17 protein-coding genes are annotated in these 15,800 nt (G+C 70.9%); 9 read left to right on the top strand and 8 right to left on the bottom strand.

All coding sequences use genetic code 11. The features are described from left to right. Positions 1 to 245 precede the first annotated feature (245 nt). From ACWGKQ_RS39135 to ACWGKQ_RS39120, 4 genes are read right to left on the bottom strand one after another with little or no spacing between them, the layout of a single operon-like run. Positions 246 to 1,052 (bottom strand): acyl-CoA thioesterase, encoded by an 807-nt coding sequence (locus ACWGKQ_RS39135; RefSeq protein ID WP_453296816.1) that lies wholly within the window; start codon positions 1,050 to 1,052, stop codon positions 246 to 248. 8 nt (positions 1,053 to 1,060) lie between these two features. Next, a complete protein-coding gene (locus tag ACWGKQ_RS39130) occupies positions 1,061 to 1,849 on the bottom strand; it encodes an acyl-CoA dehydrogenase family protein (RefSeq protein WP_453296815.1) in 789 nt (262 codons plus the stop codon). Between the two features lie 6 nt (positions 1,850 to 1,855). Further along, positions 1,856 to 2,950, bottom strand: coding sequence for an acyl-CoA dehydrogenase family protein (locus ACWGKQ_RS39125; protein WP_453296814.1), 1,095 nt, complete (start codon positions 2,948 to 2,950; stop codon positions 1,856 to 1,858). After that, positions 2,947 to 3,363 (bottom strand): nuclear transport factor 2 family protein, encoded by a 417-nt coding sequence (locus ACWGKQ_RS39120; RefSeq protein WP_453296813.1) that lies wholly within the window; start codon positions 3,361 to 3,363, stop codon positions 2,947 to 2,949. The genes ACWGKQ_RS39125 and ACWGKQ_RS39120 overlap by 4 nt, the downstream gene beginning before the upstream one ends. 156 nt (positions 3,364 to 3,519) lie before the next feature. On the opposite strand from ACWGKQ_RS39120, the gene ACWGKQ_RS39115 reads away from it, so the two are divergent. Genes ACWGKQ_RS39115 through ACWGKQ_RS39090 form a run of 6 tightly spaced genes read left to right on the top strand, consistent with a single transcriptional unit; the run spans position 3,520 to position 9,063 of the window. Then, positions 3,520 to 5,631: a branched-chain amino acid ABC transporter permease gene (locus ACWGKQ_RS39115; RefSeq protein ID WP_453296812.1), complete on the top strand. Its 2,112-nt coding sequence runs from the start codon at positions 3,520 to 3,522 to the stop codon at positions 5,629 to 5,631. Continuing rightward, positions 5,609 to 6,322 carry an ABC transporter ATP-binding protein gene (locus tag ACWGKQ_RS39110; RefSeq protein ID WP_453296811.1) on the top strand — a complete coding sequence of 238 codons (714 nt, stop codon included), beginning with the start codon at positions 5,609 to 5,611 and terminating at the stop codon, positions 6,320 to 6,322. Before ACWGKQ_RS39115 ends, ACWGKQ_RS39110 begins: the two co-directional genes overlap by 23 nt. Next, a complete protein-coding gene (locus ACWGKQ_RS39105) occupies positions 6,319 to 7,038 on the top strand; it encodes an ABC transporter ATP-binding protein (RefSeq protein ID WP_453296810.1) in 720 nt (239 codons plus the stop codon). The genes ACWGKQ_RS39110 and ACWGKQ_RS39105 overlap by 4 nt, the downstream gene beginning before the upstream one ends. After that, complete coding sequence (locus tag ACWGKQ_RS39100) at positions 7,035 to 7,460, top strand: hypothetical protein (RefSeq protein ID WP_453296809.1); 426 nt, start codon at positions 7,035 to 7,037, stop codon at positions 7,458 to 7,460. The genes ACWGKQ_RS39105 and ACWGKQ_RS39100 overlap by 4 nt, the downstream gene beginning before the upstream one ends. Beyond that, entirely contained in the window at positions 7,435 to 7,743 is a 309-nt protein-coding gene (locus ACWGKQ_RS39095) for a hypothetical protein (RefSeq protein ID WP_453296808.1), read from the top strand. The genes ACWGKQ_RS39100 and ACWGKQ_RS39095 overlap by 26 nt, the downstream gene beginning before the upstream one ends. A 21-nt stretch (positions 7,744 to 7,764) precedes the next feature. Next, the gene (locus ACWGKQ_RS39090) at positions 7,765 to 9,063 is read left to right on the top strand and encodes an amidohydrolase family protein (protein WP_453296807.1); all 1,299 of its coding nucleotides are present in this window, start codon (positions 7,765 to 7,767) and stop codon (positions 9,061 to 9,063) included. Positions 9,064 to 9,167: 104 nt separating this feature from the next. On the opposite strand, the gene dacB is transcribed toward ACWGKQ_RS39090, so the two are convergent. From dacB to ACWGKQ_RS39070, 4 genes are all read right to left on the bottom strand, one after another. Continuing rightward, the gene (gene dacB / locus ACWGKQ_RS39085; protein ID WP_453296806.1) at positions 9,168 to 10,502 is read right to left on the bottom strand and encodes a D-alanyl-D-alanine carboxypeptidase/D-alanyl-D-alanine endopeptidase; all 1,335 of its coding nucleotides are present in this window, start codon (positions 10,500 to 10,502) and stop codon (positions 9,168 to 9,170) included. A gap of 196 nt (positions 10,503 to 10,698) precedes the next feature. Next, on the bottom strand, positions 10,699 to 11,088 hold the full coding sequence (locus ACWGKQ_RS39080) for a hypothetical protein (protein WP_453296805.1): 390 nt from the start codon (positions 11,086 to 11,088) through the stop codon (positions 10,699 to 10,701). A gap of 86 nt (positions 11,089 to 11,174) precedes the next feature. After that, complete coding sequence (locus tag ACWGKQ_RS39075) at positions 11,175 to 11,768, bottom strand: flavin reductase family protein (protein WP_453296804.1); 594 nt, start codon at positions 11,766 to 11,768, stop codon at positions 11,175 to 11,177. Positions 11,769 to 11,850: 82 nt separating this feature from the next. Continuing rightward, complete coding sequence (locus ACWGKQ_RS39070; RefSeq protein WP_453296803.1) at positions 11,851 to 12,708, bottom strand: helix-turn-helix transcriptional regulator; 858 nt, start codon at positions 12,706 to 12,708, stop codon at positions 11,851 to 11,853. A gap of 236 nt (positions 12,709 to 12,944) precedes the next feature. On the opposite strand from ACWGKQ_RS39070, the gene ACWGKQ_RS39065 reads away from it, so the two are divergent. The 3 genes from ACWGKQ_RS39065 (at position 12,945) to ACWGKQ_RS39055 (ending at position 15,652) form a co-directional block, all read left to right on the top strand. Further along, positions 12,945 to 13,820 carry a helix-turn-helix transcriptional regulator gene (locus ACWGKQ_RS39065; RefSeq protein ID WP_453296802.1) on the top strand — a complete coding sequence of 292 codons (876 nt, stop codon included), beginning with the start codon at positions 12,945 to 12,947 and terminating at the stop codon, positions 13,818 to 13,820. Positions 13,821 to 13,945: 125 nt separating this feature from the next. Continuing rightward, the gene (locus ACWGKQ_RS39060; RefSeq protein ID WP_453296801.1) at positions 13,946 to 14,785 is read left to right on the top strand and encodes an SDR family NAD(P)-dependent oxidoreductase; all 840 of its coding nucleotides are present in this window, start codon (positions 13,946 to 13,948) and stop codon (positions 14,783 to 14,785) included. Positions 14,786 to 14,869: 84 nt separating this feature from the next. Next, on the top strand, positions 14,870 to 15,652 hold the full coding sequence (locus tag ACWGKQ_RS39055; protein ID WP_453296800.1) for an SDR family oxidoreductase: 783 nt from the start codon (positions 14,870 to 14,872) through the stop codon (positions 15,650 to 15,652). The last annotated feature ends 148 nt before the right edge of the window (positions 15,653 to 15,800 follow it).

Here is a 15,800-nt window from a genome sequence, read left to right as displayed (position 1 = left end):
TGTCGAGCTGCAACTGCAGTGGCGGTACGGCGATGAACATAGTCCTGTGACCATTGTGGTCACAAGATTCGTCAACGAAATTGTCGACGATTAATGGCAGGGTGAGATCGATTCCGGCCAGAGGCTTGAGCGCCCCCGAAGGGGCGCGGGGCTGTATCCATATGCGGCTCTGCCGCGTGGGTGCGACCAGCCACGACGGCGCCGCAGTCGGTAGACGGCACACCGCGGCACTTCCAGCGAAGCGCTCACCCGCCGAACCGCAGCAGCCCCTCCTGAGCGAACGAGGCGAGGAGCATCCCGTCCTGGTCGAGGACGTCGCCGCGGCCGAAGCACCGCCCGTGTGCGGCGAGCGGGCTGTGCTGGCGCAGCAGCAGCCACCGTCCGGTGGTGAACGGGCGGTGGAACCAGACGGTGTGCGCGGTCACGGCCGAGGCGAACGTCCGGCCCGCGTCCGCCTGGGTGATGCCCTCCAGCGGGCGCAGCGCGGTGCCGATCAGGGTGAGGTCGGTGGCGTAGGCGAGCAGGGCCGGTCCCAGAGCGGGCGGGGCCGTGGGGATGCGCGTCCACAGCTCGTATCCCGGCGGCTCGGACTTCGCGGTGTCGAGGTCGGTGGCCGCCCGCGACTCCCAGGGCAGCAGGGCGAGTTCGAGGGCGCGCTCCGGGCCGGGCAGGGCCGGCGCGGGATCCGCCGTCTGCCGGTCCGGCCCCTCCTCCCACACGTGCAGGCTCGCGTTCGCCGTCGCCACCACTCCATGGTCCTGGCGGGCGGTGAGCCGTACGGTCGCGAAGGTGCGGCCCTGCTGCGGCACATCGGTCTCGTAGCGCACCGGTTCACCCGTACGGCCCTCGCGCAGGAACTGCGTGTGCAGCGACTTCAGGCTCTTGCCGGGTGCGGCGAGACAGGCGGCCCGCGCGAACTGGGCGAGGAGCTGACCGCCGAACAGCCGTCGATAGCTGAGCTGTTGCGAGCGGCCCTCATAAGTGCCGGTGCCGGTGCCGTGCGTGGTGAGGTCGAGGCAGCCGAGCAGGTCTTGCCACAGGTCCGTGGTCACGTGCTTCCTCACAGGTCGACGAGGCGGCGCGTCCGTCGTTCGCGCAGCAGCAACGCGCCTGCCTCACGGGTCAGTTCACGGGTCGAGCCGAGCAGTCCGTCGAGCACGAGGGCCCGTTTGACATGCCGGTGCAGCGGGTGTTCCGCGGTGAAACCGATGCCGCCCAGGGCCTGCTGGCAGTGGCGCGCCGTGGTGAGTGCGGCCCGCCCGGCAGCGGCCTTGGCGAGCAGTGCAACGGTGTCGTCAGCGGCCGCGCCGAGTGCTGCCTCGGCCCCCTCGAGCGCCACATGGGCCTCGGCGAGCCGGTGGCGCAGGGCCTGGAAGGAGGCGAGGGGCCGCCCGAACTGGTGCCGTTCCAGGACGTGTTCCCGGGCCAGTCCGAGCATGGCGCGACCGGTGCCGAGCAGCCACCAGCCCAGCGCCCGACGCCCGGCGGCGAGCGGGACGGTCTCGCCCGTGCCCACCCGGCGCAGCGGCAGCCAGGGATCGAGCGCGCCTGCCTCGGTGGCTCCGTCCCGCGCCCACACCACCCACATCCCGCCCGCGTACGGCAGCGGCAGGGTCCCCCCGACGGGCCGCCCGGCCGCCCGCAGGACGACGTCGTTGAGGACCGCGGCCTGCGTCCCCGTCTCGCCGAGGAGCCGGAAGACCAGGGGGACGGCGGAGTCCGGTGCCTCGGCGAGCATCTGTGTCCAGCCCAGGTCGGCGAGCGCGCTGTCGAGTCCGGCGCCGGCCGCGGCCGCCGTCATGGTCTTGCGCAGCGCCTCTTCCAGCAGGTCGCGTTCGGCGGTGTCCACTGCGGGTCACTCCCTTCCGAGGCCCAGGAGACGACGGGCGACGATATTGCGCTGGATCTCGGCGGTACCGCCGTAGACGGAGGCCGCCCGGGAATAGAGGAAGCCGGTGCGCCACGCGGCGTCCTCGGCCAGTTCGACCGCACCCGGCAGGAGGTCGCGCGCGGTGTCGAACAGCCGTTGCTCGGCGGTGGCCAGGAGAATCTTGTCGACGGACGTCTCCGGCCCGAGCCGCCCGCCCGCCGCCAGCGCCCGCTGGGTCGAGGCCGACCGGCAGCGCACGGTGTGCAGGTCCAGCCAGGCGGCGCCGAGAGCATCGGCGTCCGCCTCGCAGTCGGCGGCCAGAAGACGGTCCAGGGTGGCGTAGAGGTGGGCGATACGGTGCCAGAAGCAGGTGGACCGTTCGTGCGGCAGCAGGTCCATCGCCAGCTGCCAGCCGTCGCCGGGCCCGCCCAGCATGCGATGCGCCGGGACGCGCACGTCGTCGAAGAAGACCTCGGCGAACTCGTCGACACCGTGCATCGTGCGCAGCGGTCGTACGGTGATGCCGGGGTGGTCCATGTCGACGAGGAAGGCGCTGATGCCGGCGTGGCCCGGTCCTCCGGTGCGGGCCAGCAGAACACAGCGGGCCGCGTACTGCGCGAGGCTCGTCCACACCTTCTGGCCGGACACCACCCAGGCGTCCCCGTCGGGCACCGCCCGGGTGGACAGTGAGGCCAGATCGCTGCCCGAGCCCGGTTCCGAGAAGCCCTGGCACCACTGCTCCCGGCCCGACAGCAGCCGCGGCACCATCTCGGCGGCGAGCGCGGGCGGTGCGTAGTCCACGACGGTGGGCACCAGCACCTCCACCATGGACCAGATGCCCGGTTCCGCCAGTGCCCGGGAGGCGACCTCCTCGCCGAGCACCGCGCGCAGTGCACCGCTCCCACCGAGTCCGCCGACCCGGGGCGGCCATCCGTACCGCATCCAGTCGGCATCCCACAACGCCCCGCGCACCCGGTTCAGTTGAGCGACCTGGGCATCTAGGGAGTCGTCGGGCGGCGGCGTCAGATCGTGGTGGTCCAGCCAGTCCCGCAGGCCCTGCCGGAACTCGTCGACCGTCATGGACGCGAGCGTTCGAAGGCGTGCGGGCGGCCCGAGTCATGGACACCGCTGCGGCGGATGAACGTCATGGCCCGGGTGCGCAGCCGCCATCCGGCCGGGGTGCGGACGTAGGAGTCGTTGTAGTACCCGATGCGCATCCGGTGCTCGGAGTGCTCGACGAAGCACAGCGGCTGGGTGCCGGCCGCGGTGTCACCGTCCAGCTCGACGACCGGTGTGCCGACGAGGAAGAGGCCCTTGGGAGCGGCGGCGATCAGCGCCGGGAACTCGTCCAGCGGGTAGGTGTCGCCGAACGCGCTGTAGCTGCCGTCCGGGGTGAAGACGCCGAGCACCCTGTCGACGTCTCCGCGGGTCATGGCGACCGCGTAACGGGCGAGGAGCTGCTCGATCTCCATCAGGTCGTCGGTGGCACTCAAGGGGCCTCCCTGGTGACTGGGATGAGAACGACGTTCTCGAAAACGAGTATCACGCTTCCATGAGTGATGGGCGCCGTCAACGCCGCGGCCTCGGGAAGGAAGCTCCCCTTGTGCGAATGGTTGATTCTCCATTAACGAGAAGCTAGTTTCCAACCCATGGATCAGTTCCTGGCCTTCACGGTGGTGGGCCTGAGCACTGCCGCCGTCTACGCCGTGATCGGTAGCGGCCTGGTGCTCACCCACACCACGGCCGGAGTCTTCAACTTCGCCCACGGTGCGGCCGGGATGCTCGCGGCCTTCGCCTACTGGCAGCTGGCCGTCGGATGGGGCTGGCCGGTGCCGGCCGCCCTTGCCGCCGTGCTCCTCGTCCTCGCTCCCGCCTTCGGCCTGCTGGCCGAGCGCGTCCTGATGCGCCCCGTACAGGCACTCGGGGAGGCCGAACGCCTCGTCATGACGGTCGCGCTCCTCACCGGATGCATCGCGCTCGCCCGCTGGGTCTGGGATCCCAACACCCCCCGCCCGCTCGCCGCGTTCCTCGCCGGCGAACCCGCCCTGCGCCTCGGCCCGGCCGTCGTCACCTGGCATCAGGCCATCACCATGGCGACGGCGCTCGCCATCGCCGGCGCCCTGTGGTTCCTGCTCCACCGCACCCGGGCCGGCACCGAGATGCGCGCCTCGGTGGACGACCGCGCCCTCGCCGGGCTGACCGGCGCCGACCCGCTGCGTGCCGGGCGGCTGGCCTGGGTGCTCGGCATCCAGCTCGCCGCCGTCGGAGGCATCCTCATCGCCCCCACCGTCGCGCTCGACGCACAGCAGCTCTCCCTGCTCATCGTCAGCGCCTACACCGCCGCCGTCTTCGGACGGCTGCGCAGCCTGCCCCTCACCTTCCTCGGCGCGGTCGTCGTAGGCCTGCTGGAGGCCTACCTCGCCGGCTACCTGCCGCAGAACGACTACCTGCCCGGCCTGCGGCTGGCCGCCCCCGCCCTGCTGCTCCTCCTGGCCCTGCTCGCCTTCCCGCACCGCCGGCTGCCCGGACGCGACCGCACCCTGGTCCGCGTACCGCTTCCGGGCAGGCGCGGCGGCCTGGTCCTGGCCGGAAGCGTCCTGGCCGTCGCGCTGGTGCTGGTCAGCGTGCTGACCGAGGACGAGGTCATCTCGTACGGCACCCTCTTCCCGCTCGGCGTGATCGCCCTGTCCTATGTGCCGCTCGCCGGATACGCCGGTCAGATCTCCCTCTGCCAGCTGTCCATCGCCGGGATCGGCGCGGTGGTGTGGGGGCACCTCGGCGCACACGGCGCACTGTGGGCGCTGCCGGTCGCCGTCCTCGTCGCCGCGGCCGTCGGAGCCCTGGTCGCCCTGCCCGCGCTGCGCCTGTCCGGTATCTACCTGGCGCTCGGCACCGTCGCCTTCGCCACCGTCCTCGACCGGTGGATCTTCACCCTGCCGGCCTTCCACGTCCTGGGCATGCGCATCAGCCTGTTCGACCAGGGCTCGGTCTCCGTGACCGGCCCCGACCTGTTCGGCCTGCGCCTCACGTCCCCGACCGGACTGGTGCTGTTCTCCGCCTTCTGCCTGGCCGTCGCCTCGCTCGGCGTGGCCGCCCTGCGCCGCGGCCGCTTCGGGCGCCGCCTCGTCGCGCTGCGCGACAGCGAGGCCGCCTACGCCACCCTCGGCGGACGCCTGCTGGCCGCGAAGGTCGCGGTCTTCGCCCTCTCCGCCGGCATCGCGGGACTGGGCGGCGCGCTCTACGGCATGCAGCTGCAGACGGTCACCGCCGACCAGTTCAGCCTCGTCGCCGGACTGCCCGTCTTCCTGATCGCGGTGGTCGGCGGCCTCGGTTCGGTCGGTACCGGCCTGTTCACCGGACTCGCGTACGTCGTGCCCGTCCAACTGCTCGACGGGCTCGGCGGCTGGGCGCAGAACCTGCCCGCCCTCCTCGTCGCCCTCGCCGGCCTGGGTTTCGCGCACAGCCCCGGCGGGGTGATCGCGCGGCTGCGCGCCGAATGGACGCCGCTCGGTTGCGACCGGCAGCTGCTTGCCGCACTGCTCGGCGTGCTCGCCCTGTGCTGGGCCGTCGCCGCTTTCGCCCCGAGCGGCGGCCGGCCCGCACTCGCCGCCGCCGTAGTGGTGGCCATGGTCCTGCGCAACCGTGCCGCCGCACGAGCGGCGGCACCCGCGGACGTCCCGCCGGTGTGGGGGGGCGTCCGCCGTCCGTGGCGGCCCGAGGACGGGGAGGTGCTGAGCCGTGCCACCGCTGCTGCAAGCTGACGGGATCACCGTCGCGTTCGGCGGGCGGCGGGCCCTGGACCGGGTGTCGCTGGCCGCCGAGGCCGGCCGGGTCACCGGCCTGATCGGCCCCAACGGGGCCGGGAAGAGCACGCTGTTCGACACCGTCTCCGGGCTCCGCCGCCCGCAGACCGGCCGGGTACGGTTCGACGGCCGCGACATCACCCGCGAGGGCCCCGCCCGCCGGGCGCGGCGCGGTCTGTCCCGGACCTTCCAGCACCTCGAACTCTTCGGCCGGCTCTCCGTCCGCGACAACCTCCTGGTCGCCGCGGAACTCGGGCCCCGGCGCCGCCACGCGGCCCGTACGGCGGACGAGGTCCTGGACCGCCTCGGCCTGAGGGACACGGCCCAGGCCCCCGCGGACGCCCTGCCCACCGGCATCGCCCGCCTCGTCGAGGTCGGCCGCGCCCTGGTCCAGAGCCCCCGCGTCCTGCTCCTCGACGAACCCGCGGCCGGGCAGGACGCCGAGGAGACCGAGCGCTTCGCCGACCTGCTGCGCTCCCTGGCGGCCGAGGGCACGGCGGTCGTCCTGGTCGAACACGACATGAGCCTGGTCATGGCCGTCTGCGACGACGTGTACGTCCTCGACCTCGGCCAGGTCGTGGCCTGCGGCCCGCCGGCCGAGATCCAGCAGGACGAGACCGTCCTCGCGGCCTACCTGGGGGAACCATGACCGTGAACGACAGCCCGCTGCTGGAACTCCGCGGCGTCCGCGCCGCCTACCACGGCATCACCGTGCTGCACGGCGTGGACCTGACCGTCGCCGCAGGACAGGTGGTGGCACTTCTCGGCCCCAACGGCGCGGGCAAGACCACCGTCCTGAAGGTCGCCGCCGCACTGCACCCGCCCAGCGCCGGGCACCTGCTGATGGGCGGCCGGGACGTCACCGGGATCCGCCCCGGCCGCCTGGCGCGCGCCGGGGTCTGCCTGATCCCGGAGGGCCGCGGCGTCTTCCCCAACCTCTCCGTCCGCGACAACCTGCTGATGATGACCTTCTGCGGCCGCGGCCGGGAGGAGATCGAGGAGACCGCGTACGACCGCTTCCCCGTCCTCGCGGCCCGCCGCACCCAGCAGGCGGGCACCCTCTCCGGCGGCGAGCAGCAGATGCTCGCCCTCGCCCGCGGCCTGGCGACCGACCCCGCCGTGCTCCTCCTCGACGAACTCTCCATGGGGCTCGCCCCGTTGGTCGTCGCCGAACTGTACGAACTCGTCGCCGAGATCGCCCGGCAGGGCGTCGCGGTGCTGGTCGTGGAGCAGTTCGCCGCCGCCGTACTGAAGATCGCCGACCACGCCGCCGTCCTCGTCCGCGGCCGGATCCAGTGGCAGGGGCACCCCGACAGCTCCCTGCAGGCCGAACTGTCCTCCTACTACCTGGGGAGCCCCACATGACGTCGACCCCTGTGCCGGCCTCGCGGGCGGACCGGTTCATCCGTGAACTCGCCGAACTGAAGATCCCCGACCCCGCCGCGGCCCGCACCGCCCTCTGGCGCCGACTCGGCGGACTGCTCATGACCGCGGGCCTCGTACTCGGTGCCCTCGCCTTCCCCCTCGCCCACGCCACGGACAACTCGCTCGCACAGGGCGACGCGCTCGCCCTCGGCCTCGGCGGCATCACGGCCGCCGTGGTGGGCGGCGCGCTCTTCCTCCGCTATTCGCTCACCGACTTCCTGCGCTTCTGGCTCGCCCGGCAGTCCTACGACCTGGACCGGCTGGGGGAGCGCCTCAGCGATCCCGCCGACGCCGCCAGGACGGTCAACTCACCAGCACCTGAAGGAGAACCACGCAATGGCGCTGCCCCCTCGCCCAGGTGACCAGCTCGCCTCCGCCACCTCCACCGCCCGGGTGATCGTCATCCGGGCCCCGGCAGATGCGGCGGCTCCGATCGAGTGCGGCGGCGTCCCGATGATCCAGGCCCAGGGCGCGCCCGCCGCACCGAGCGACGACGAGCCGTCCGGCACGCTCATCGGCAAGCGCTACGTCGACGCCACCGACACCCTCGAACTCCTGTGCACCGCCTCCGGAGCAGGCCACCTCACCTACGGCGGACAGCCGTTGCAGATCAAGGCGCCCAAGGCGCTGCCCGCCTCGGACTGACCCGAGCCCCAAGGAGCCCTCATGAACCGTGACGACATGATCCTCATCAGCGTCGACGACCACATCATCGAGCCGCCCGACCTGTTCGCGAACCACCTGCCTGACCGCTACAAGAAGGACGCCCCGCGCCTGGTCCACCGCGAGGACGGCAGCGACGTGTGGCAGTTCCGGGACAACAGCGTGGGCAACGCCGCGCTCAACGCGGTCGCCGGCCGCCCCAAGGAGGAGTACGGCATGGACCCGCAGGGCCTCGACGAGATCAGGCCCGGCTGCTACGACGTCGACGAGCGGGTCGCCGACATGAACGCCGGCGGCGTCCTCGCCCAGATGAACTTCCCCTCCTTCCCCGGCTTCTCCGCCCGGCTGTTCGCCACTGAGGACTCCGACTTCTCGCTCGCCCTGGTCCGCGCCTACAACGACTGGCACATCGACGAGTGGTGCGCCGCCCATCCCGGCCGGTTCATCCCGATGGCCCTGCCCGCCATCTGGGACGCCGAACTGTGCGCCCAGGAGATCCGCCGGGTCGCCGACAAGGGCTGCCACTCGCTGACCTTCCCCGAGAACCCGGTCCCGCTCGGCTACCCCAGCTTCCACACCGAGTACTGGGACCCGGTATGGCGTGCCCTGACCGACTGCGGCACCGTGATGAACCTGCACATCGGCTCCTCCGGCCGGCTCGCCGTCACCGCCCCCGACGCCCCGCCGGACGTGATGATCACCCTCCAGCCCATCAACCTCGTCCAGGCCGCCGCCGACCTGATGTGGTCCCGGGTGCTCAAGGAGTACCCCACCATCAAGATCGCCCTGTCGGAGGGCGGCACCGGCTGGATCCCGTACTTCCTGGAACGGCTCGACCGCACCTACGAGATGCACGCCACGTGGACCCTCCAGGACTTCGGCGGCAAACTGCCCTCGGAGATCTTCCGCGAGCACTTCCTCACCTGTTTCATCAGCGACCCGATCGGGGTACGGCTGCGCCACGAGATCGGCGTCGACAACATCTGCTGGGAGGCCGACTACCCGCACAGCGACTCCATGTGGCCGAACGCGCCCGAGCAACTGCACGAGGTGCTCACCGCCAACTCCGTGACGGACGACGAGACCGACAAGATGACCCACGGGAACGCGATGCGCTGGTACTCGTTCGACCCGTTCGCCCACATCCCGCGCGCCCAGGCCACCGTCGGTGCCCTGCGCAGGGCGGCCGAGGGACACGACGTGTCGGTCAAGTCCCGCAGCCGCCAGGTCATCGCCCCCGCGGAGAAACTCGCCACCTACCGCAAGAAGGCCCAGGCGGCCCTGGCGGCCGCCGAACAGTGAGACGGGGTGAACAACCGGACGGGTCGGCGGACTGCGCATGGTCAAACCGGGTGTGAACTCGGTCGAGTTCTACCGGCGGACGGGGGCGCCGCCGCCCAGGAGCCTTATGCCCAGCAGCCGTTGACCGTGGCCGCCAGGCCGTCGAGGGCGTCCTTGGTGGCGGCCGGGTCGGCGGTGGAGTTGTTCTCGATGAAGGAGAAGATCTTCCAGCGTCCGTCCTCTGCCTTGGTCAGCCCGCTCAGGGCGATCGCGCCGGTGAGGGTACCCGTCTTCGCCTGGACCTTGCCGACGGCGCACTGCGAGTCCGCGGTGTCGAAGCGGCCCCATTCGGGACCCAGGGTGGAGCCGGCTTCTCCTGCCACGGGCAGGCCGTCGATGATGGAGGCGAGGGTCTTGGCGTTGCCGGGGGCGTCGGCCACGTCGAGGATGTCGGCGATGGTCTGTGCCGGGATGCGGTTGGCGCGGGACAGACCGCTGCCGTCGTGGATCTCGTAGTTGACCAGCGAGACGCCGTACTTGCTGAGCACCTTGCGTACGACCGCCGTGCCGTTCTCGAAGGTGGGCCGGCGGCCGTCGCCGATCGCGGTCATCCGGAGCAGTGTCTCGGCGATATCGTTGTCACTGACCTTGAGCATGTGCTTCACGATGGTGGAGAGCGTGCCCGACCGGTGCTCGGCGACCGGCACGGCGCCCGTGCCGGCCGTCCCGTGGGCGACGGCGCCGGTGACGGTGACGCCCTGCTGGGCGAGGAGCTTGGCGAAGGTCTGGCCCGCGTCCAGGGACGTGTCGGTGACGTGGTGGCCGTCGACCACCAACGCCCGTACCGGTGCGACGGAGTCCGGGTAGTAGCCGTCGTTCCAGCCGGTCGCCAGTGTGGGGGCGGGGAAGAGGCTGTCGTCCACCCGGACCTTGACCGAGGTGAGACCCGCGCTCTTGAGTCCCGCGACGGCGGTCTTCGCCATGGTGGCGAGGTCGGCGCTGGTCAGGGTGCGGTCGCCGCCGCCGACGAGGGTGAGCGTGCCGTTGCCGTAGACGACCTTGGTGGTGAACCGGTGGTTGGGGCCGAGCACCGTCAACGCGGCGGTGGCGGTGCCGAGTTTGGTGTTGGACGCGGGCATCAGCGCGGTGGTCGCGTCATGGCCCCAGACGGCCTTCCGGGACGTGGCGTCGATGACGACGCCGCTGAGCGTGCTGCCGAGCCGGGTGTCCTGGACACGGGTGTTGAGGTTGGCGGCGATCTTCTGCTCGGCGGGGTCGAGTGCGGTGACCGCGGTCTTGGAGACGGCTTTGCCGGCGGCGAAGGCGGACGTGCCGAACAGGATCGTCCCGGCGACGGGGGTGGTCACCGCGACGACGGCGACCCGGCGGAGTGCGGGGCTGAGCGTTCTGGCCTTGCGGTGACGACCGGTCGTGCGGGCGGGGGACGGGGGGTTGGACATGCAGGCCTCGGTGAAGTGCTCGTGGGCGAAGGGGAGTTGTGAGAGGAATCCCGGGTTCTTGAGAGTGAAAGCTACAGGCGTGATCCTGTTTCCGAGGGGGTTCCTGTGAAGACGGCATGTCCCGGCTCGGATCGGGGAGGACCGGTCACCGGCGCAGCCCACGGCAGCCGTCGAACCCGGGCGGTCACCCGCGCCGTCAAAGATCCCTGGACCTGATCCAGGCGACCGAGAGCACCAGGGCCGTGCCCAACGCGGCGCCGCCGAGTTGCAGGGCCGCGTGCACCAGCAGGTCGGAGCGGTCGGCCACGGCCCAGTCCGCACCCGCGTAGAGCGGTATGCCCGCCACGAGCTCCTCATCGTCCTGGAAGGCCAGACCGTCGATCTCGCCCCGCCCTTGCCGACCGCCGGGCAGGCGCCACGTGCCCCGGCACGGGCCGTCCCAGTCGCAGTGGACATATCCATCCGTCGCCGTGCGGTGGCCGTCGACGAACCGGTAGGTGTTCTTCGCCGCGAACCACAGCGGCACCGTGAGCGCACACAGGCACACGACCAACACCACCCGTTGCCACCACTTGAGCCCCGCCATCACACCGGCACTCCACGACCATGGGCCCACGCCCTGCTCCTCGCTCTCTGCGACCGCGGATCGTCACCTCGTCCCGCCGGGCTTGTCTACAGGAGGTACTGCCACTTCGTCATGCGGTCCTTCAGGTCGACGGTCGGCCCGTCGAGGGTGAAGGTGCCGTCCCCGCGGTGGTGGAACAGCTGCGGTCGGGGCTGTGAGGGGTCGGTCCAGGCCCGGACGGGCTCCAGCAGGAAGAGGCTGTAGGGGGCCACGAGGCTGCTGTCGGCGACCCTGCACTCGATGTTGGCGAAGCATTCGGCCACCAGCGGCGCCTGGACCCTCTCCCCGGCCACGGCGGTCAGGTCGAACTCCTCGAACTTGTCGACATCGGCGCCCGAGCAGTTGCCGATGTCGACCACGGTGGCGGCCATGTCGGCCGTGGGGACCGAGATGACACACTCCCCGGTCTCGACCAGGGCCTGGTAGCTGTGGTCCCAGGGGCCGATCGTGCAGCCGATCAGCGGTGGGACATGGCGCACCACCATGTTGAACCCGTTGGTCATCACGTTCGGGATGCCGCGGTGCCGGGTGGTGACCAGGATGACGGGGCCGGGTTCGATCAGGCGGTGAACCTGGTCCAGGGGGTGCGGCCGAAGGTCGTTCACGGTGATCATGTCTGCTCCCGGTGCCGTGCGGTTCATGGCATCGAGTGTCGGCAGACAGACACACCCCTATGAAGGCCGCGTTGTTCCTGGGTGCGCCAGGACCAGGCTCCGCCGGAACTCACATGCTCGCGTCCACCGCTTCCGCCCGGGCCTGCTTCGGCCGGGTGGCCATGGACCTCAGCGTCTCGAAGGCGGCCGCCGTCGGGCTGGCCGGTTCGGCCTGGTAGACCACCAGCTGCTGGTGCGGGGCCCCGTTGACCGTGAAGGCCGCGAACTTGATGTGCAGGTCCCCGACCTGGGGGTGTTTGAGGTGCTTGCCCTCCTGGGACTTGCCCTTGACGTCGTGCAGTTGCCAGAGCGCGGCGAACTCCTCGCTCCGGGCGGACAGTTCCGCCACGACCTCGGCGATGCGAGCGGACTCGGGGTCATGGCCGTAGGCGGCTCTGATCTCGGCGACGCAGGAGTGCGCGGCCCGCTCCCACTCCTGGTAGAAGTCGCGCCCCGCCGGGTCGACGAACACCATCCGGGCGAGGTTGTCGAACTTCTCGAAACCGCTGTGCAGGGCCGTGGCCAGGGAGTTGCCCGCCATGATGTCGAGGGCCGGGCCGACGACGAAGGCCGGGGTGTGATCCCAACCGTCCATCAGCTGCAACAACTGCCGGCTGACGTCCGCCTCGCCCCAGTGGTGCGGGCGTTGCGAGGCGGCGAGGCAGAGGCGGTTGAGATGGTCGGTGGACTCCGCGTCCAGTTTCAGCGCGTGCGCCACGGCGTCGAGGACCTGTGGGGACGGGCTGTTCTCGCGCCCCTGCTCCAGCCGGATGTAGTAGTCGGAGCTGACCCCGGCGAGCAGCGCGACTTCTTCTCTGCGCAGTCCCGGCACCCGGCGCCGCCCGTGTTCGGGGAGGCCGACGTCGTGCGGCTTCAGGGCTTCTCTGCGGGCTCGGAGAAAATCACCCAAAGGCGTCCCATTGCTCATGCGGCAAGACTAGATGGATTTCGGCCGGTGAGAAGCGCCGGTCGTCCACTATCACAGCCGGTCGAACGCCCGTCGCACAGGGTGATTCCTTGTCGGGGGTCCCGGATAGGAGACCGCGGCCGAAACGTCAGGCCGTAGTCCGCCACCGCCCCAGCCCGTGGAGCCCGTAATCCTGGGTGTAATGCACCCACCGTCGGCGGAACTTTCCCGGGCGTTTTCCGCCTAGCCTCGATGACATGGACAACGACACGCACCTCGACCCGGTGGAAGGGCTGGGTCGGTTTCTCCGCACCCGCAGGGAGCGCCTGAGCCCCGCGGCGGCGGGGCTGCCCACCGCCGGTCGGCGCAGGGTGCCCGGGCTGCGGCGCGACGAGGTCGCGACGCTCGCCGGGGTCAGCCTGAGCTACTACAGCCGGCTCGAGCAGGGCCGTGAGGTCAGTCCGTCGCCCAGGGTCCTCGAGGCCATGGCCCGCGTGCTGCAGCTCGGTGACGAGGACAAGCGGGCGCTCTTCCGGCTCGCCCTGCCGGGAGCCCGCCGTACCAAGGCCCCCGGCCGGGTCGAGCGTGTCCGGCCGCACCTGCGACAGCTGATCGAGAGCTGGACCAGGACGCCGGCCTTCATCATCGGCCACGCCCAGGACCTGCTGGCCACCAACGCACTGGCCGACGCCCTCTACCGCGACTTCGCGCAGCACGACAACGTCCTGCGCATGCTCTTCCTGGACCCCGCGGCGAAGACCTTCTACCGCAGCCCGGAGCGGGCCAGGCACCGGGCGGTCGCCGATCTTCAGCAGACGGCCGCGAGCACCCCGGAGGACCCCCGCATCCTGGAGCTGGTCGGTGAGCTTTCGGTGCGCAGCGGCGAGTTCCGCGCCCTGTGGGCACGCGAGTACACCCGGGTCCCGCCCTACGAGATCAAGCAGGTGTACCACTCCGTGGTGGGAGACCTGGAACTGCGGCACGAGGCCCTCAACATCCGCAGCGCCCCCGGACAGCAGCTCGTCATCCTGCAAGCCGAGCCCGGCTCCCCCTCCGCGGACGGACTGGCCCTGCTGGGCTCCGTCAACGCACCCGAGGTGCCGCACCAGCAGAACCCAGCGCGCGGCACCTGAGCCCATCCTGGGTGTAGGACTCCCAGGAAAACCGCTGCCTTCATATCGCCGTCGAGGAAGGACAGACTCGAATACGTCAACGAGAAATCCCCCTCAAGGGGAAAGGAACGAAAGAGGGTTTTCCCATGGCTACGTGGTTTGTCACCGGTGCCTCCCGCGGAATCGGCGCGGAAATCGCCCGTGCCGCTGTGGCAGGCGGTAACAATGTCGTGGTCGCCGTACGAAATCCGGAACGCGTACCGGACGATCTGAAGAACTCCGACAAGGTATTCGCGGTCGCCCTGGACGTCACGGACAACGACAGCATCCCGCAGGCGGTCGAGGCCGCCGTGGAGCGGTTCGGCGGTATCGACGTCCTGGTGAACAACGCCGGCCGCGGCCTGCTCGGCGCGCTGGAGGAGATCACCGACGCGGAGGCCCGGTCGCTGTTCGACCTCAACGTCTTCGGCCTGATCAACGTCACCCGCGCCGTGCTGCCCGTGATGCGCAAGCAGGGCTCGGGCCGGCTGGTGCACATCGGTTCCCGCTCCGGTTTCGAGGGCGAGCCGGGCGTCAGCCTGTACTCCGCGTCGAAATTCGCGGTCGCCGGCATCAGCGAAGCGCTCTCCGCCGAGATGGCGCCGTTCGGAATCCAGTCGATGGTCGTCGAGCCGGGCGTCTTCCGCACCGACTTCCTGGACGCCAGCTCCCTGTCCGTCGCCGGGAACCGCATCAGCGACTACGACGACACCCCCGCGCACGTGACGCTGGACTGGATCGACCGGGCCAACCACGCCCAGCTCGGCGACCCCGTCAAGGGCGCCGCCCTCATCGTCGAGGTGGCCTCCACCGAGAAGCTGCCCACGCATCTGTACCTCGGGCGCGACACGCTTGAGCGGCTCGACGTCAAGTACCAGCAGGTGCAGGACGACCTCGCCCCGTGGCGCGAGAAGTCCGCGGCCACCGCGCACGACGACGCCGCCTGACGTTCTGCCGGGTGCCCGACCCGTTCGGGCACCCCGCCCCTTCACTCACTTTCCGCAGCCTGTGATCAAAGAGATTGAGGTCTTGTGATGTCTGCTGCCCTGCTCACCGGTACCCCCCTCGCCGGCCGTGTCGCCGTCGTCTCCGGCGCCTCCAGCGGCATGGGTGCCGTCACCGCCGAGCGCCTCGCCGAACTCGGCGCCACCGTGGTCGTACTGGCCCGGCGCAAGGAGCGCCTGGACGGTGTGGTCAAGAACATCGAGACCGCCGGCGGGACCGCGCTCGCCCTGGCCGTCGACGTGACCGACCGCGCCGCCGTCCAGGCCGCCGCCGACCAGGTCGCCGAGCGTTTCGGCAAGGCCGACCTCGTGTTCAACAACGCCGGTGTCCAGCTCATCTCCGGCATCGAGGAACTCAAGGTCGACGACTGGCAGCGCCAGATCGACCTCAACATCAGCGGCCTGATGAACGTGATCGCCGCGTTCATCCCGCACCTGACGGAATCCGCCGCCGCGGGCAAGGCCGCCGACCTGATCAACACCTCGTCGATCGCGGCCACCCGCATCCTGACGAAGTTCTCCGTCTACTCCGGCACCAAGGCCTACATCAGCCACCTCACCCGGCTGCTGCGCGTCGAGCTCGGCCCCAAGATGGTCCGCGTGGCCACCATCGAGCCCGGCATGGTCGACACCGAGCTCCCCGACCACGTCACCGACCCCGACGCCTCCAAGCTGATGGCCGACCTCATCCACGACATCGACGTCCTCCAGAGCGCCGACATCGCCGAGACCGTCGCCTTCATGGCCGCCGTCCCGCGCCACGTCAACCTCACCGAGATCACCATCCTGCCCACCGCCCAGGCCATCTGACATCCGTTCCGGCGTGGCGGGGGTGAGCGGCCCGTTCCGTTATCCCCCCCCCCCCCCACCAACCGTCCAGCGGACTTTCGGACATGAGGACATGAGAGGACCCGACATGAACAAAAAGGTGATCGGACGAGGGCGGGGGGGCGGCGGG

It is taken from the genome of Streptomyces sp. NPDC054770 (genome assembly GCF_053611985.1).
This window is presented reverse-complemented; position numbering and strand designations above follow the sequence as displayed.

Excerpts from the sequence above, each read along its gene's own strand:
- ACWGKQ_RS39125 (WP_453296814.1), bottom strand. The coding sequence starts at position 2,950 with ATGACGGTCGACGAGTTCCGGCAGGGCCTGCGGGACTGGCTGGACCAC.
- ACWGKQ_RS39065 (WP_453296802.1), top strand. The coding sequence starts at position 12,945 with ATGGACAACGACACGCACCTCGACCCGGTGGAAGGGCTGGGTCGGTTT.
- ACWGKQ_RS39080 (WP_453296805.1), bottom strand. The coding sequence starts at position 11,088 with ATGGCGGGGCTCAAGTGGTGGCAACGGGTGGTGTTGGTCGTGTGCCTG.
- ACWGKQ_RS39090 (WP_453296807.1), top strand. The coding sequence starts at position 7,765 with ATGAACCGTGACGACATGATCCTCATCAGCGTCGACGACCACATCATC.
- ACWGKQ_RS39095 (WP_453296808.1), top strand. The coding sequence starts at position 7,435 with ATGGCGCTGCCCCCTCGCCCAGGTGACCAGCTCGCCTCCGCCACCTCC.
- ACWGKQ_RS39115 (WP_453296812.1), top strand. The coding sequence starts at position 3,520 with ATGGATCAGTTCCTGGCCTTCACGGTGGTGGGCCTGAGCACTGCCGCC.
- ACWGKQ_RS39100 (WP_453296809.1), top strand. The coding sequence starts at position 7,035 with ATGACGTCGACCCCTGTGCCGGCCTCGCGGGCGGACCGGTTCATCCGT.
- ACWGKQ_RS39070 (WP_453296803.1), bottom strand. The coding sequence starts at position 12,708 with ATGAGCAATGGGACGCCTTTGGGTGATTTTCTCCGAGCCCGCAGAGAA.
- ACWGKQ_RS39060 (WP_453296801.1), top strand. The coding sequence starts at position 13,946 with ATGGCTACGTGGTTTGTCACCGGTGCCTCCCGCGGAATCGGCGCGGAA.
- ACWGKQ_RS39075 (WP_453296804.1), bottom strand. The coding sequence starts at position 11,768 with ATGAACCGCACGGCACCGGGAGCAGACATGATCACCGTGAACGACCTT.
- ACWGKQ_RS39105 (WP_453296810.1), top strand. The coding sequence starts at position 6,319 with ATGACCGTGAACGACAGCCCGCTGCTGGAACTCCGCGGCGTCCGCGCC.
- dacB (WP_453296806.1), bottom strand. The coding sequence starts at position 10,502 with ATGTCCAACCCCCCGTCCCCCGCCCGCACGACCGGTCGTCACCGCAAG.